Annotated in this window: 26 protein-coding genes and 1 riboswitch; of the genes, 24 read left to right on the forward strand and 2 right to left on the reverse strand. The window is 32.9% G+C overall.

Annotated elements, in window-relative coordinates; translation table 11 throughout:
- Positions 1-95 precede the first annotated feature (95 nt).
- From BC6307_RS08495 to BC6307_RS08555, 13 genes are all read left to right on the forward strand, one after another.
- Entirely contained in the window at positions 96-494 is a 399-nt protein-coding gene (locus tag BC6307_RS08495; protein WP_066411859.1) for a VOC family protein, read from the forward strand.
- 74 nt (positions 495-568) lie between these two features.
- Positions 569-946 carry a hypothetical protein gene (locus BC6307_RS08500; RefSeq protein WP_066411857.1) on the forward strand — a complete coding sequence of 126 codons (378 nt, stop codon included), beginning with the start codon at positions 569-571 and terminating at the stop codon, positions 944-946.
- A gap of 15 nt (positions 947-961) precedes the next feature.
- Positions 962-1,330, forward strand: coding sequence for a YybH family protein (locus BC6307_RS08505; RefSeq protein WP_066411854.1), 369 nt, complete (start codon positions 962-964; stop codon positions 1,328-1,330).
- Between the two features lie 131 nt (positions 1,331-1,461).
- Positions 1,462-2,022, forward strand: coding sequence for a sigma-70 family RNA polymerase sigma factor (locus tag BC6307_RS08510; RefSeq protein WP_066411851.1), 561 nt, complete (start codon positions 1,462-1,464; stop codon positions 2,020-2,022).
- The gene (locus BC6307_RS08515; protein ID WP_066411848.1) at positions 1,997-3,094 is read left to right on the forward strand and encodes a hypothetical protein; all 1,098 of its coding nucleotides are present in this window, start codon (positions 1,997-1,999) and stop codon (positions 3,092-3,094) included. The genes BC6307_RS08510 and BC6307_RS08515 overlap by 26 nt, the downstream gene beginning before the upstream one ends.
- A 126-nt stretch (positions 3,095-3,220) precedes the next feature.
- Entirely contained in the window at positions 3,221-3,433 is a 213-nt protein-coding gene (locus BC6307_RS08520) for a hypothetical protein (protein ID WP_066411846.1), read from the forward strand.
- Positions 3,434-3,521: 88 nt separating this feature from the next.
- Positions 3,522-3,932, forward strand: a complete 411-nt coding sequence (locus BC6307_RS08525) for a hypothetical protein (protein ID WP_066411844.1) — start codon at positions 3,522-3,524, stop codon at positions 3,930-3,932.
- A 68-nt stretch (positions 3,933-4,000) separates the two neighbouring features.
- Positions 4,001-4,189: a hypothetical protein gene (locus BC6307_RS08530; protein WP_066411839.1), complete on the forward strand. Its 189-nt coding sequence runs from the start codon at positions 4,001-4,003 to the stop codon at positions 4,187-4,189.
- A 107-nt stretch (positions 4,190-4,296) separates the two neighbouring features.
- The gene (locus BC6307_RS08535) at positions 4,297-4,740 is read left to right on the forward strand and encodes a hypothetical protein (RefSeq protein ID WP_084380165.1); all 444 of its coding nucleotides are present in this window, start codon (positions 4,297-4,299) and stop codon (positions 4,738-4,740) included.
- Between the two features lie 63 nt (positions 4,741-4,803).
- Complete coding sequence (locus BC6307_RS08540; RefSeq protein WP_066411836.1) at positions 4,804-5,355, forward strand: GNAT family N-acetyltransferase; 552 nt, start codon at positions 4,804-4,806, stop codon at positions 5,353-5,355.
- A gap of 12 nt (positions 5,356-5,367) precedes the next feature.
- Entirely contained in the window at positions 5,368-5,718 is a 351-nt protein-coding gene (locus BC6307_RS08545; protein WP_066411833.1) for a hypothetical protein, read from the forward strand.
- 111 nt (positions 5,719-5,829) lie between these two features.
- The gene (yiaA, locus tag BC6307_RS08550) at positions 5,830-6,303 is read left to right on the forward strand and encodes an inner membrane protein YiaA (RefSeq protein ID WP_066411831.1); all 474 of its coding nucleotides are present in this window, start codon (positions 5,830-5,832) and stop codon (positions 6,301-6,303) included.
- 4 nt (positions 6,304-6,307) lie between these two features.
- On the forward strand, positions 6,308-6,763 hold the full coding sequence (locus BC6307_RS08555; protein ID WP_066411829.1) for an NUDIX hydrolase: 456 nt from the start codon (positions 6,308-6,310) through the stop codon (positions 6,761-6,763).
- Positions 6,764-6,792: 29 nt separating this feature from the next.
- Here the strand turns inward: BC6307_RS08555 and BC6307_RS08560 are convergent, their stop codons facing one another.
- Entirely contained in the window at positions 6,793-7,737 is a 945-nt protein-coding gene (locus tag BC6307_RS08560; protein WP_066411826.1) for an EamA family transporter, read from the reverse strand.
- Between the two features lie 118 nt (positions 7,738-7,855).
- Between BC6307_RS08560 and BC6307_RS08565 the strand changes: the two genes are divergently transcribed.
- The 6 genes from BC6307_RS08565 to BC6307_RS08590 all read left to right on the forward strand — a co-directional run bounded on the left by BC6307_RS08565 (position 7,856) and on the right by BC6307_RS08590 (position 11,950).
- Entirely contained in the window at positions 7,856-8,761 is a 906-nt protein-coding gene (locus BC6307_RS08565; protein ID WP_066411824.1) for an AraC family transcriptional regulator, read from the forward strand.
- A 63-nt stretch (positions 8,762-8,824) separates the two neighbouring features.
- A complete protein-coding gene (locus BC6307_RS08570) occupies positions 8,825-9,934 on the forward strand; it encodes a DUF1835 domain-containing protein (protein ID WP_066411821.1) in 1,110 nt (369 codons plus the stop codon).
- Between the two features lie 22 nt (positions 9,935-9,956).
- Positions 9,957-10,373: an SMI1/KNR4 family protein gene (locus BC6307_RS08575; protein ID WP_066411815.1), complete on the forward strand. Its 417-nt coding sequence runs from the start codon at positions 9,957-9,959 to the stop codon at positions 10,371-10,373.
- Positions 10,374-10,403: 30 nt separating this feature from the next.
- A complete protein-coding gene (locus BC6307_RS08580; RefSeq protein WP_066411813.1) occupies positions 10,404-10,922 on the forward strand; it encodes a DUF6886 family protein in 519 nt (172 codons plus the stop codon).
- Positions 10,923-10,990: 68 nt separating this feature from the next.
- Complete coding sequence (locus BC6307_RS08585) at positions 10,991-11,452, forward strand: GNAT family N-acetyltransferase (RefSeq protein WP_066411811.1); 462 nt, start codon at positions 10,991-10,993, stop codon at positions 11,450-11,452.
- A gap of 33 nt (positions 11,453-11,485) precedes the next feature.
- Positions 11,486-11,950 (forward strand): YjdJ family protein, encoded by a 465-nt coding sequence (locus tag BC6307_RS08590; RefSeq protein ID WP_084380161.1) that lies wholly within the window; start codon positions 11,486-11,488, stop codon positions 11,948-11,950.
- Positions 11,951-12,042: 92 nt separating this feature from the next.
- Here BC6307_RS08590 and BC6307_RS08595 read toward each other — a convergent pair whose 3' ends face one another.
- Positions 12,043-12,243, reverse strand: a complete 201-nt coding sequence (locus BC6307_RS08595) for a hypothetical protein (protein ID WP_066411810.1) — start codon at positions 12,241-12,243, stop codon at positions 12,043-12,045.
- Positions 12,244-12,320: 77 nt separating this feature from the next.
- A riboswitch (SAM riboswitch) is annotated at positions 12,321-12,425 on the reverse strand.
- A 163-nt stretch (positions 12,426-12,588) separates the two neighbouring features.
- On the opposite strand from BC6307_RS08595, the gene BC6307_RS08600 reads away from it, so the two are divergent.
- From BC6307_RS08600 to BC6307_RS08620, 5 genes are all read left to right on the forward strand, one after another.
- Positions 12,589-13,203, forward strand: coding sequence for an NUDIX hydrolase (locus BC6307_RS08600; RefSeq protein WP_066411809.1), 615 nt, complete (start codon positions 12,589-12,591; stop codon positions 13,201-13,203).
- 129 nt (positions 13,204-13,332) lie between these two features.
- A complete protein-coding gene (locus tag BC6307_RS08605) occupies positions 13,333-14,214 on the forward strand; it encodes an alpha/beta fold hydrolase (protein WP_268874253.1) in 882 nt (293 codons plus the stop codon).
- An 83-nt stretch (positions 14,215-14,297) separates the two neighbouring features.
- Positions 14,298-14,558, forward strand: a complete 261-nt coding sequence (locus tag BC6307_RS08610) for a hypothetical protein (RefSeq protein ID WP_066411807.1) — start codon at positions 14,298-14,300, stop codon at positions 14,556-14,558.
- A gap of 64 nt (positions 14,559-14,622) precedes the next feature.
- Entirely contained in the window at positions 14,623-15,111 is a 489-nt protein-coding gene (locus BC6307_RS08615; protein ID WP_066411805.1) for a hypothetical protein, read from the forward strand.
- A gap of 219 nt (positions 15,112-15,330) precedes the next feature.
- Entirely contained in the window at positions 15,331-15,780 is a 450-nt protein-coding gene (locus BC6307_RS08620) for a hypothetical protein (RefSeq protein WP_066411803.1), read from the forward strand.
- The last annotated feature ends 89 nt before the right edge of the window (positions 15,781-15,869 follow it).

Genomic DNA, 15,869 nt, shown 5'->3' on the forward strand with positions numbered 1-15,869 from the left:
GAAAGAAACTCCAGTTTTACGTAGTATAAATGGAAATGGAATATCCGCAAAAGTTTAGTATAATGAAGTCAATATAAGAATTAGGAGCTGAAAATATGCAAAAAGTTACTCCCTTTTTAATGTTTCAAGGGCAAGCGGAAGAAGCAATGAATTTGTACACTTCTTTAATAGAGGATTCCGAAATTACAAGCATCACCCGGTACGGTGCAAACCAACCAGGAGATGAAGGAAGTGTCATGCAAGCATCTTTTTCGTTAAAAGGGCAAGAATTTATGTGTATCGATAGCAATATTAAACATGACTTTTCGTTTACTCCTTCCTTTTCGATTTTCCTCACATGTGATTCGGAACAAGAAATCGATGAGCTTTATGAGAAATTAATAGACGGAGGAGCACCTTTAATGCCACTTGGTGATTACGGGTTTAGTCAAAAATTTGGATGGATTAATGACAAGTATGGTGTATCTTGGCAGTTGAACTTACCAATTAATTAATGTTGTAGATAGCGTTATTCCTTTAGGATTAACGCTTTTCACATGTAAATAATAAAAATGGGAGAGTGGGTTCCATGCAGTTATCAGCAATATTTATTTTTGGACTCGTTTGGGGAGGACTAATGATCTATTTTTTTACACCTACTAGAAAAATAGAAAATGTCGATTTTAAAAAGGACTGGAATTTCCAGCATGCCTTTAAAGATAGTTTAATAAGCATTGGGCTACAAAAAAAGGCGGTGCCAGTTTTTCTAATGTTAGTCATTGCTGTACTAGCTATTTGGTCCTTTCACTCTCAACTTAAATGGCATAATGAAGCACATGGAGGCGGGGAAATGACTTATGATCCAACGGTACGAGCTGTTATATACATCGTTGGTTTCATTGTATATAGCACAATTTTATACTTGTACTTAGCATATAGGAGAGCTATGCTTTTGTTAAAAAAATGAAAGGGTGATATAAGAATGAGTTACAAGCAAGCATTAAAACAATACATAGAAGCTACCAACACTCATGACTTCAATAACGTAAAAACACACCTTCATGACCAAGCAGTTTTTTGGTTTACAAATAAAACATGCGCTTCCATGACCGAAATCCAACAATACTTTGAAAATGCTTGGGATACGATTAAAGAAGAAGTGTATACCGCGAAGGATGTAACATGGATTGCAACTTCAGATAGTTCAGCTACTTGTTTATACACCTATCATTATGAAGGCTACCACAATGGTAAGTTTGTTTCTGGGAGCGGACGAGCTACTAATATATTCATAAACTGTAACGGTGAATGGAAGCTTATACATGAACATTTGAGTAAGGGTGTAAAATAGGAAACTACTAATGCGTTAGTCTATGGAAGATTAACGCAATTTTTGTTGCAATAAAAGAATTATTATTCAGTATGCAACATTTATTACTATACAGTCGTCTAAAACTTAGATGTTAACATGGGGGCTAAAAGATGAAACCGAAAGATGGTTATCGAGAAAATGAAAATAGAGAACTCCTCGAGCTTTTAATGGATGAGTATGGAGACAGTATAAAGCGTCTTGCATATTCGTATACAAAAAATTGGGATATGGCCGAAGATATAACCCAAGAAGTGTTTATCACTTGTTACATAAAACTAGACGGATTTAGAGAAGAAAGTTCATACAAGACATGGTTATATAGAATTACTATTAATAAATGTAAAGACTTATTAAAAACGAAATGGTTACAAAATATCGTGCAAATAGATAAGTTTATGTCCTATTTTAAATCTAATTTAACCGTAGAGGAAGAAGTGGTGAAAAAGAACGAAGAAGAGGAACTTGCTGCGCTCATTTTTGAGTTACCGTTAAAATATCGTGAAATTATTATTCTATATTACTATGAACAATTAAAAATTAGGGAAATACATTCGTTAACAGGGTTAAACATAGAAACAATTAAGTCGAGGTTAAGAAGAGGGAAAAAGATGTTATATGATAAACTTTTGGAGGAGGAAGAAGAGTATGAGAAAAGATTTAAACAATCTTAAATCAATATTGAACAATACTATTTATGAAAATACTCATTTCAGTGAATCCTCAAAAAATAAAGTTCGTAAAAGAATAGACGGTAATCAAAGTGTTAAGTTTTATTATAAAATGAAACCGATTGTATCATTTATCGTTCTTTTTTCAATTACTGCATCACTAGTAACCTTTACTTTTAATATGGTGAACAATAAAGATGTAGTTGAGCATGAAAATTCTGCGTTAATAAAGTCTAACGGAAGTTCCAACTCTGACGCCAAAGATGTTGATGCAAATATAAATACCTCTAAAGAAATAAAAGAAAATATAGTTGCACATAACGCTATTAAGTCCTATCCGTACATAATATTTAATAACTACTACTATAAAAAAACAGACGAAGAAATTACAGAAGATCAGTTAGGGGAAATAATGGGAGAAGTAAAAAGAATAGGAGATTGGAATTTTAAAAAAGATGGCGATTCAAACGAAATCCCACCTGGGCGCTCGATCTATTCAGTAAAGGATAAAGATAAAAATGAATACATTGCAGCAAAAGGTGTAGTGTACAAAAATCAAACGAATATACCAGGGTATCTACTATTTAAAAAGGAAGAACCAGTTATTCACCCCGATCAAAGTTTAATATTAAATGCTAAGTCTGATCCGGAAGAAACAGAAATGGCATTTAAAAATGTGCAAAGGTTAGTGCCAAATATTTTAGGCTTACAAGAATTGGAGCAACAATACACACTTTCTTTCGTTTCATATTTAGAAGAGCACGGACCTGGTGTTAATCTTTATTATTCAGATAATAGTGATACCAATAATGTAATATATTTATTAGAATATAAAAACGGTTTGTTTCCTCATAACTCACGAATGGTTGAAAATCCAGACCCTAGAAATCCATGGGAACCTCCAGTTCTATCTGAGACATTTGAGCTTAACGGTTTTAACTGGGAATACTATGAAGATAAATATTATGACGACTTTTTCTTATTAGGTGAAAAAAATGGCTATATTTATGAAGTAACATTTCAGGGAGAATTCTCATTGGATGATTTAAAAGATATTGTAATGCAATTAAAATAAACGAGAAGTTTGGGTGCGTTGGGCCATAGCCTAACGCTTTTTTATGTAGGATTAAAAATCCATGGTACAATATGGATGGGTTACAATTTTAAATTATTTTAGCTTTATTAAAAAGGAGCGTAATTAATGCTAAATAAAATAAAGCAACTACCAGAAAAAACTTCATTTATTATGGGATTATCATTAATTCTATTAAGCGGAATCCTATTTTTTATCCTGTCTTTTGCCTTTACTTTAAGTTCCTGGATCGTATTGCTTATGGAGAGTGTTATGATTGGTTTCGGATTTATACTAATAATTAACGCTTCCATGAAAAGACATGCTCGTAATGATAGATAACTAGAAAGAACTACAAATAAAAGGAAACTTTTCGAATAGATGTCCGTATATATATTAAGGAAGCTATTACATTTAGCTGGAGGTAAAGATGAAAAAATTTATAACCTATCTAGGTTGGACCGTACTCTTTGGTGTTATTTTATACATCGGACATCAAATTCAAGTAAATTTACGTGAGGTAGGAAATAGTACTTATAATCTCGTTCCGTATGCTGTTTTTTTCACATGTTTTCCTGTCTTAGTTGGAATTTTGCTCCGTGCTTCAAAGTGGGTTAAGGAAATAAAAGAAGGAAGTAGATGGACATTCAATGTTCCTAAATTTCTCGGAATTTGTTTACCAGCTCTCTACATTTCATTTGTACCGCTTATTGCTTTAACTTCTGGTGGACAATATATCTTATTCTATTCAGAACTCGTATTGCTAGCTAATACGAATATAACCACGATAACCGGTCTAATAGGTGGGTATGTATTATTAGATTGTATAAGAAAAAAATAATGGACTTTATTCTATAATTTCATCTGATATAATAAATGAAATGTTAATAGTATCAGGTAGGTTAAATAATGAAAGTATATAAACTAAAATCACAGTTTAAAGGATATAAAAAAGGAACACAGTTTTATTTGATCTCGGAATCTGAATTCATCGGGGTTAAAGAGTTTGTATTAAGAACGAAAGATTTAACATCAAGTATATCACTCAGTGAAAGAGAGTTTCTTCAATACTTTGTTTTTATTAGAAGGATCAATTAAAAGCTTGTAATTATCATATTATGAAACTAAAAGTGCGTTATTCCAAAAAAAGGATTAGCGCTTTTTTTGTGGAATAAGTAAGCAACTATCCAAAAGGAGAAGATGCTATGAGAATTAACTATATGTTCTTTTTAGTCATTGTTGTTTGTACTGTATTATCAGGCTGTAGCAAAGAAGAACTAACTGAAACTGGTTTAGTTGCAAAAGAGTATTTAGATGAAAAAGGGTATAAAATCTTATCTTATGAAAAACAAGTGGAAAGTTACCTATTAACAGAATCAAAATTAAAACAACCCCCGTACGATCTACAATGGAGCGTAGCTGGTAACAACCCAGAACCCTACTTTGATAAAACGGTGTATGTAGAGAAATTTATTGTAAAAGGTCACCCTTTAGATAATTGGGAAAGTAATGGTGTTAAATCAAAAGGAAAAGTATATGTTCATGTTTTTGTCGTCGATGGAGCGGTAGTAGGAGGAATATCCTACCCTGATATACCAGCAAGACACGGAATGGTTGGTGCAGGGTATTCATTAGATGGTGAATCGTAAAAAGTTTTTATGTCACATCAAAAGCTCATTTGAAAGTGGCAAATCAAAAGGGGGGAATTTAACATGAGTTATGACCATAAACATAAAACAATCTCAACAGATAGACTAATCCTTAGACTGTTTCAAAAGTCAGATGCCGAAACAGTTGCGAAACTATGCAACAATTATAATATTTATAAAAATACGTTGTACTTACCATATCCTTATTCCGTAGAGGATGCACTTTCTTGGATAGAACGTCATTATAATAATTTTATATCAGATAGGGCGTATGAGTTTGCAATTACGGATAAGGGTAATGGGAAGTTATTAGGGGCGATTGCATTATCTAATAACCTACCATTTCAACACGGTGAACTTGCGTACTGGATTGGTGAGGAGTTTTGGGGAAATGGGTATGCGACAGAAGCAGCGCAAGCTATTATACAGTTTGCATTTGCGGAAAAAGGATACCATAAAGTTTTTGCCCGCTATTTCGACTCCAATCCAGCTTCAGGAAAAGTACTTCAAAAGATAGGGATGAAGGAAGAAGGAATATTAATCGATCACGTTAAGAAAGAAAATCAATTTGTAGATTTAGTATACTACGGAATTATTAATAGGTTAGATGAGTAAGAGGTGTGTAGAATGAGGAAAAGGTTATTACATGGACTCGTTTCGGTCTTTTTATTATCGGTCGTCGTAGCGTGTTCTTCTGATGCTTACCCAGCTTTAATGCCGGAGAAGAATGGGGAGTACTCCTTATTGTGGGTTAGAGATAGAAATGAGGGAGTTACACCATTTCCACCTATTTTTAACGAAGTAAATAAAGTGACAATGCCATCTAGTTTAGAAGAAACAAACAAAAACTATCCGGAGTTAAAACTAGAAAAAGTCCCCGCATTCGTTATTTTCGATAACAGGGGAGTTGTTTTCAAAACGTATGATCAGGATGAAGCGATCAACTTTTTAGAAGATATTTTGAATGACTCGAAATAATTTTTTGATTTTTTAAAAATTTACTATTTTTTGTAAAGATTTTATATATAATAGCTTTAGGTAGGAGTGCTTTCTGTGAGGGTACTCTTTTTTTGAGAGGAGGAAAATGAAATGTCAAATGAACATGACGCTGTATTAGATACAGAAAAGCAAAAAGAACCGCCAAAAGTGAAAGTGGAAAGAAAAGAAGGAGAACCGACTGCTGCTTTCAAAGGTGCTTCATGGGGAGCGTTACTAGTTGGTGTAACGGCTTATCTTATCGGGCTATTTAACGCAACAATGGAGCTGAACGAAAAAGGCTATTACTTTGCCGTACTAGTTTTTGGGCTGTATTCAGCAGTTTCGTTGCAAAAAGCAGTAAGAGATAAAGAAGATGGTATTCCGGTTACTAACATTTATTACGGTATTAGCTGGTTAGCACTTATTATTTCTATTTCTTTAATGGGAATCGGTTTATATAATGCGGGCAGTATCATATTAAGTGAAAAAGGCTTTTATGCAATGGCTTTTGTTTTAAGTTTATTCGCAGCAATAACAGTTCAAAAGAATATTCGAGATACAGAGAAAGCTAGAGAAAGAGTCTAAACTTATGGGGTATATTGAAGATTTACGAAAAGAAGTTGGCCATCGTCCATTAATTTTAGTAGGTGTGGCAGTAGCAGCCATAAATGAGAAAGGGCAGTTGTTATTACAAAAACGTAGTGACGGCATGTGGGGAGTTCCAGGAGGTTTCATGGAGCTTGGAGAATCAACAGAAGAAGCTGGTAGAAGAGAAGTGTTAGAAGAAACAGGGATTGAAGTTGGTAAACTCGAGTTAGTCGGTGTTTTTTCAGGAAAACAGCACTTCGTTAAATTACGTAACGGCGATGAATTCTACCCTGTAACAGTAGCGTACGTAACAAAGGAAATTATCGGTGGAACGTTAAAAGCAGATGGTCAAGAAACTACAGAAGTGAAATACTTTCATTTAAAAGAACTACCAGATGAACTTAACCCACTTATAAAAAATCTAATTAAACAATATTCTCTTACATTATCTATCTAAAGCAAGTTTAAAAGCCCCTTTCAGCCAAATTAGCTGATTTTAAGGGGCTTTTCTTCCTTATACACTTTACTCTTTATCGTAGCAGGTTCTTTATTCAACGCTAAGATGAAAATCATAAAAATAATACAAATAGTTCCAATCCATTGAAAATGGCCAAAAGGTTCATTTAACCAAAATACAGTTGTAAAAACAGCTGCTAGTGGCTCAATACTTGCGAGTAAGCTTGATTCTTTAGCAGATAGGCTTTGTAAGCTCTTAATATAAAACCAAAAGGCAATCATTGTTCCAAAAATGATGACGAATACTAAGTAAAAAATAGCTTCTCCTGTTAATGCTTGAAAGTTCATTTGCCAAGGAGGATGAATCCAGCTTAAAAAGAAACTGCCAATAATCATTGCCCATCCAACAATTACAAGGGAATCAAATTGTTTTAGTAATGGTATCGCATATAAAGTATAAAATGCTAATGCCACGCCAGATAAAACACCCCAAATAATAGCCGGTGCAGGTACAGATAATTGCGAAACTGATCCGTTTGTTAATAAGAAAAAGCAGCCTATTAATGCAAGTGTAACAGTAAAAACATCTCGTCGTGTTAACACCGTTTGCTTTCTGAAAACTAAATAAACGATAATCATAACTGGTGCTAAATATTGTAATAACGTCGCAACCGCTGCATTGCCATGTTCGATGGAAGCCATATACGTATATTGGACGGCTAGCATTCCGAATAGGCCAAAAATAATTAACGGAATTGCTATTTTTTTCGTTTTCCAAACATCGAATATTTGAGCACGATCTTTGCTAAAAAATTGAATGGCTAATAGTAATAATCCAGCAATAAGTAATCTAGTCGTTACAAGCCATTCTACATTTATATTAAAGTCCTGAAAAAGCTTTTTAGAAACAGTTCCACCAATTCCCCAGAATAAGGCACCGGTTATAACGAGAAATATCCCCTTTTGTCTACTCATTTTATTACTCCACCTTTAAATATAAAAATAGTGATACAATAATCCCTATAATAAAGGTAAAACTCATGAAATAATACTAATAATGGATAAAAAAATATAAGTATATTGAGGTGGGAAGGTGCAAATAAAAGATTTTCGAGTCGACAAAAGCCTAAAAGAATTAACAGAGCATCGTACGGTTGTGTTACCAATCGCGTGTTACGAAACGACCATTAAGCAAAATATTAATGGAAATATTCCATTTCATTGGCATGATGAATTACAGTTTGTTCTCATTGTGAAGGGAGAAGCTCTTTTTCAAATTAACGAAGAGAAAATTACTGTTAGAGAAGGGGAAGGGTTATTTATCAATAGTGGTTGTTTACATGCAGCAATAGATAAAAATGACTCTGGTTGTGTTTACATATGTTTAAATGTTTCTCCTAGTTTCGTTTTATCTCAAGAGCTGTTTAATTCGTATGTAAATCCGTATATACAGGCGACGAACATCCCGTTTTTGCACATATCACCAAATGAAACCTGGGGAGAAAACATTTTAACCTCTATTAAGAAAATAAATGAGTTATTTAAACAAACCCAACCTTACTATGAAATCGATATTAGTCTACAGTTAACGTTAATATGGAAAAATTTAATAATGAACGGTATTCCGTTACAATTTGTACAGACAGAATTGTTAAAAAGCCAAAGGATGAAGCAAATGCTAAATTGGATCCACCATAACTATGCGGAAAAAATTCAATTAGAAAATATCGCAAAGGCAGGTCATTTAAGTCGTTCTGAGTGCTGTCGATATTTCAAACGAATTTTAAAGAAATCACCATTAAATTACGTAATCGATTACCGCATTCAAAAAAGCTTACTATTACTTCAACAGCCTGAATCGAATGTAACAGATGTTGCTTACCAGGTAGGATTTAACAGCACCAGCTATTTCATTGAAAAGTTTCGAAAAACGATGAACATGACACCATTAGCATATAAAAAATACAAAAATAAAAGCAGAAAATACGAGCAGGATTAGGTCTTCTTATGTGGAAGTTATTTACTATAGCTTTAGATGATTGATACTAATAAAGAGGAGTTGATGATTATAAATTTCAAAGTTGTATTTCCATTTGTCTATTTTTTAATCGAACCGAATCGAGTACTTTGTTATAAAATAATATGTGATAAATATGTAACTTTTTTGGATTTGAGTACGTATAACGAGTGGGAAACGTATGAATTAAATGATGGAGAAGAATTTGAGTTTTTTAACCCTGACAATAAGAAACAACTCAAAGGTGAGGGGTGCTTTATTTCACAAGATGACTTAAATAGAATGGTAGATATAATAAATAACTGTATCCAAATACACCGTCGTTCAATTAACCTTTCAGACATGACAAGTGTTCACATCGTTTCCCCAGAATATGTAGCGGGTTCATTAAGAGTAGGTCTAGACAATCCTAAAACTGTTATTGGTTTTCCAGATTTCTTATCCATTGGACCGTTGTGGAATTTCCATGAAGAAAAAGGACAAACTCTCCGAGAAGAATGGCTATTTGATAACATCAATTATGAGCTTGATGATTTCGATTATCGTAATAAACTAAATATTACTATTCATCAAATAGTGGATATACCTAGTGATGTGCCGATCAATCTTTGGTATGGAGAAAATGCTGATGAACAAATAGGACTTCGTTTTATCCTATATGCGTTAAGAAATAAAGATAATGACATTTTTCTAATGAATTCTACAGAACTTTATAGAAAATATATTAATGCCAAAGAGCCTTTACTTCATACAGGTCAGATCGAACCTGAAATATTAAGACTGCTTTTTGAACAAAGTAAGAAAAATCCACCATTATCACAAAAATTCAGATTAAAGCTTTTAAAAGAATGGGAGGCTTTATCTCAAACGAAAGAAGTGCTTCGTGCTTGGGACAACGGTAAAGTAGTTGGCTTACCGAGTGACAACTATGACAAACAAATTATCGGGACTTTGGCAAGGTTACATAAAGAACAAGAAAAAAGAGACTTTATAAAAGTTGGGCAGGTTATCGGTAATTTGATCGAGCATTCGAATGTACCTGTTAATTCGCACTTTTTAGAATATAGAATCCGGTATTTAATTTATCATGGGGTATTTGAGTTGAAAGGTATACCGAAATCGATAAGGCATTATAGTGTTAAATTGCGTTCTTAATAATATTGTAGGTGGTTATTAGATGTGGAAGGACTACTTAAGCAATATTTCAGTAGAGTGTCAGTTTCAAAATCCTGTAACAAAATTTGAACTACAATCAGTTGAAGATAACTTACATGTAAAAATCCCAGCAAAAATATTGGAACTATACAAAGAGACAAATGGTGTATTTGGTCATTATGGGATTTCATACATTTGGTCAACCGAACAAATGATACGTGAAAACCTGTTTGCTAGAAACTTACATAATAATATGGATAACTTTTTATTTATTTCAGATGCAGGGAACGGAGATTTATTTGGCTATTCTTTTGTAGACGGAATGCAGCAAAATGAATGCATATATTGCTGGAATCACGAGGATGGTCGTGTGAAAATAATCTCCCCGTCGTTAGAAGAGTTTCTAAAAGGCTGGATACTGGGCGAAATTTCAATTTGATACTATTAATTGAGAGCCAAAGGAGGAATTATGCGACTTTTTCACGTAAGCGAACAACCTGACATTTCAAAGTTCGTACCTCGAATACCTACTAGACAAGATATGGATCAAAGTAAAGGGTTAGTTTGGGCAATTAATGAAAAATGTTTACCTAACTTCTTAACACCTAGAAATTGTCCGAGAGTTACATATCATTGTAACGAGCGTACCACAGAGGACGATAAAAACCGCTATATGTCTTCTAAAACTACAAACCACGTTGTTGCCATTGAGCATAAGTGGTTTTCTACTATGAGAGATACTACATTATACTTATATGAATTTAACAGTACTGATTTTTATCTACTCGACAGGTGTGCGGGCTATTATGTAAGTGAAAAAACTCAAGTTCCTATCAATAGATTTGTAGTGAATGATTTATTGATGGAATTAATCCATCGAAAAGTAGAAGTAAGAATAGTTGATAGCCTTTGGGATTTATGTGAAAAGATTCAAACAACAAGCTTTGATTGGTCCATGTGCAAAATGGGAAATGCACAAAGGAACTAGTTAATATTTATGGCTAGCAGACCCTACTCGAAAAGGGTTTGCTGTTAAGCAAGGGGGAGAATGGAAAGATGAAAATTAGACTTGCACAAACAAAAGATATTAAGCAATTAATACAAATGAGATGGGATTTTACGATTGAGCATGATGAAAGTAAACGAAACGCATCATTTGAAGACTTTGAAAAAGAATGCCACTCTTTTTTAGAAGGTGCTATAAACGGCAATCAATGGTTCATTTGGGTAGTCGAAGAAGATGAAAAAGTTGTATCTCATATTTACATCGAATTAATCCAAAAGGTTCCGCGACCTGGTAGGGTAACTTATCCGTTCGCCTACATGACAAACGTATACACTGTTCCAGCATATAGAGGGAAGGGTGTTGGTAGTGAACTTCTAAGTTACATAAATAAATGGATAGAAGAAAATAATTACGAATTCGTCATCGTATGGCCAAGTGACGAAGCTATTAATTATTATAAGAAAAATGGTTACAAACATTGTACAGAGCCGATGGAATATTTTCCTGGTTAAATTGGATGTTTATGAGAAAGGTAGTGAACTGTCTTGTTTAAGTTTTTCTTTCAACTCGGAGTAGCAATGATGATCCTATTGTTTTCTACTTTTGTTTCTTGGTACGAAGGTAGCGCGATAATCGATCATCCGTGGGAATGGGAATATTCCACTCCGTTTACTCAGCTTAATGGAGAAATTCAGAATGGAAACCAAATATCACAGCTAGATTATTTTGTTTATGCGGCGAAATTCCATCCGACATTTCCATTAGTAATGTTAATCAGTTTTTTGTATCTATTAATTCTTGTTAGTTTCCAAGTCCTTAATACTAAACACTTTATATATTTTTTAAGTTTTGTAGCTGCATCCTTATTTTTTCTAAGTTATTTAGTTTCTAATTCATCAACAATAGGTGGGAACGTCTTTTTTTACTTTAGTATGTTAACTGGTATTGTATGTATTGCCACAACGATTTGCATGAAGTTTTTAGGTAGCAAAAGGGAAACTACTGCATAAATTATAATTTCATATGAACAAGAATAATTTGTCAACAAGCACAATTGTAAAAGGACTCAAATACAGAGTCCTTTTTTAATCGTAATAGAGTTTTATGAAAACTTCTTTAACCGGATGGAGCTAAACCCAGTATGTGGATGTACGTTGGACTGGACTTTGTAATATTCATATTCCAACTCTGAAAGCGTCAAATCAAGTAATGCATCTTCTTTTTTATAAAATTGATGATGTTCTAGTAATTTTGAAATGATCTCCATTTTTCTTACTTCTACAACTTCGTTAAGTAAACTCATAAAATCCTCTCCTTAAAATATCCATGTTTTGAAGACTAATAAAAGATAAGAAGATTTTAAGAAATGTAATGAAAACCAACTTATCTTCCAAGTGAAAAACTTGTAGGATTTAGCACAGTGTTCAAAAGGAACCTGTTGCTGAGGTATCATCGGGCCAGTCCCTCTACCTCTCTTGATAAGTAAATATAATATTATGATATACATATTATTCCGATTTGTCTACTATGAATTAATGGTTTGTTACATGTATCTTAAAGATAGTGATAGTCCGGGGTGGTTTAATTAATGATATTGGTTATAATTAAATTAATATTAAGAAAATCCATATTTTGGCGGTGAAACAAAATGGAACCTAAATGGTTAGAATGGGCAAAACAGCTTCAATCGATTGCCCAGGCGGGATTAACGTATTCAAAAGATGTTTATGATATGGAGCGGTTTGAGCAGATAAGAGATATTAGTGTAGAAATAATGTCTCAACATACAGATATAGACAATTCAATAATAAAAAAATTATTTGCAAACGAAACTGGTTATGCTACTCCAAAAGTAGATATAAGATCAGTAGTTTTTAAGGAAAATAAAATTTTATTAGTTAGGGAAAATGATGGGGAATGGTCTTTACCAGGCGGTTGGGGGGATATCGGCCTAACACCGAGTGAAGTGGCTGTAAAAGAAGTAAAAGAAGAATCTGGATATGAAGTAAAAGCTAAAAAATTGATAGCGGTAATGGATAAAAAGTGCCATCCGCATCCTCCGTCACCATATCATGTTTATAAAATGTTTATTCAATGTGAAATTATCGGGGGCCATGCACAATCAGGGCTGGAAACTAGTGAAGTTGGCTTTTTCGATGAAAACGAACTACCCAAATTATCTGTAGCAAGAAATACAAAATCCCAAATTCAACTAGCTTTTAAACATCTACATAATCCTCAAGAGCCTGTCTATTTTGACTAATTATTCGGTATTTAGAGATAGTGACTTATATTGATGCAGGAGGTGTTTTGAATCAACTCTTTAGAAACTGTAAGTATTAACGGAGATAAGCAATGGATTTATATAAGAAGTAAAAATGAAAATAACCCAATTCTTCTTTTTCTACATGGTGGTCCAGGAGCCGCTCAAATTTATTGTGTAGATAATTATTTTAAAGATTTAGAGGAAAGTTTCATTGTTGTTGATTGGGACCAAAGAGGTTCAGGGAAGAGTTACAATAGTAAAATTACTAAAGAACCATTAACGATTAATCAATATTTGGAGGATACAAAAGTTTTAGCTGAAATGCTAATGAAACGCTTTAACAAGAATAAGATCCTTTTAGTCGGTCATTCGTGGGGGAGCATCATTGGCTTGTTAGCGGTACAAAAATATCCGCATTTATTTCAATGTTATATAGGAATTGGTCAAGTTATTAACTTATTAGAAGGCGAAATAATAGGTTATGATTACGCCTTAAAACAATCTAAGTTGAATAATGACATTTCTAATCGAAAAAAATTAGAAAAAATAGGACCACCTCCGTATCCAACTCTATACAAAACTGCTCTATTTAGAAATATTCTAGATAAGTATGGCGGCTATAAGTATCAACAAAAAACGAGCCTATGGAATGATTATTTAAAAGAAATGATAGAGTCTAAGCATTATAGATTAACAGATACGTTTAAGTGGTTCAGAGGTACAAACTATTTAGTAAAAAGTCTAAGGGACGAGATGTTGACGATAAATTTTAAAGAGCAGGTAACATCAGTCGCTATTCCGGTGTATTTTCTAGCAGGGAAGTACGATTATATAACGCCAACTACAATAGTAGAGGAGTACTATGAGCTAATTAAAAGCCCAGCGAAAAAATTAATCTATTTTGAAAAAGAAGGACATGATCTTCATTTTGAAAATAGTAAAAAATTTATGGAGATTTGCCAAGAGATTTTATTTAGTTTTGAAGATAGTAAACAAAACTTTATATAGAGTCATTGTTTGGTGGGACCTTTACTTAGGAAAAAAGCTATTATAATTAAAAAAATGAAAATAGGCTTAAGGAGAAATAATGTATGAAATTTTACAATGTAAGATATGGTTTTTACATATTAGCTTTATTAATTACTGTTCTTTTAATATTCATCCCATTAATGGGAGACTACTCCGTAAATGCATTTGTTAGCAAAACGTTCATTTCTGTGCCGATTGTATTAATAATTGGAGGAAAAATACTAGCTATATTGGAAAAGAGAAGAGAAAAACGAAACGTTGTAAAAGATGTAAGTATTAATATCGGTTTAACGATTGCATTAGTTTTGTTTATAATAAATTAATTTTGAAACCATTTTGTTCTTTGTATCGTCTGATATTTTAAATTTATTTATTGGAGGATGATGTATGGGGAGAAAATGGTTTTTGTTATTAATAGTTGTGGTGCTCGTACTAGTAGGTTTCCAAACAATCGTAAAAGCTGGAGAGATTAGCCTTACGAAAGAAGAAGAAGGAACAATAGAAAAATACTTAAAGCAGGAAGTAATAGAACCGAACTTTGGAGGAGAAATTTTTACTGCCTACGAAGTGCTAGCTTCGAATGAAAAACTAGGAGAAATATACGTTTGGGCGTTAATTTCTGAATACTACATAGAGGATAAAGTAATAGAGTCCGGTACATCTATGTCGGTTCCGCTCGTTCTACATGTTAATGATAGTGAAAGAGGCTTAGAAATCTTAAGTTACACAATGCCTGGTGACGGCTCCTATTATGAGAAAGATATTAAAAAATTGTTCCCTAATCGTATCCATAGTAAAATATTTAATTATTCATCTGTTCATATAAATAAATTAATGAAGGAGATGGATGAAAAGGTGGAAAACTGGAAGTCCTAACGGTTATTTGAGCGTGCGTAGAACCACTCAAACTTTTTAAAAAAGTGAACAAAGGCTCGATTGGAAAAGTCAGCATATATGATATGCTTGGGATTTTTCTTTTCGGGCATTTTTTATGGGATTATTAGACAAAGTGGATGATATATAAAACTAAACGAATCAAATGAGTAAAGGTAGTAATAATAATACATATTGTTTTACAAAAATGAGGTGTTCTTGTTGTTCGTTCTCTATCTTATAATGGTCATTGTATTTCTAGTTATAGCTATATTCATACCTAGAAAAAAACCTATACAAGAACTTATTATTACATTACAATTTGCCATCATATTGAATTTGTTAACAGATATGTACCTTGATAACAAATACAATTTATACTGGTATTTTGATGAAATGCTAGTGGAATGGAAATATTTGTTCATCGTTGCAGGAGAGGCGATTGTATTATATATAGCTTTTAACTATTTTCCTCTATTTAGTAATCAATTTCGAAAGTTTTTATATATTTCAGTTTGGACTATTATATTTGTTTTACTTGAATTATTTTCAGTTTACATTAACGTATTACATTATAGAAATTGGAGTGTTGTTTACTCAGCGGTTATTTATTTTCTCTCCTTATATGTACTTTATCTAGTGTTTAAATTTGCGAGGAGAATTAGACATTAGCGTTGGTCTGTCATGAACCAACGTTTTTGAGTTTAATTCGGATTATTCTATTATTTATAGATTATAAATTAGTTACGCTATGATAAGAT

The sequence above is a fragment of the Sutcliffiella cohnii genome (assembly GCF_002250055.1).
Taxonomy (GTDB): domain Bacteria; phylum Bacillota; class Bacilli; order Bacillales; family Bacillaceae_I; genus Sutcliffiella; species Sutcliffiella cohnii.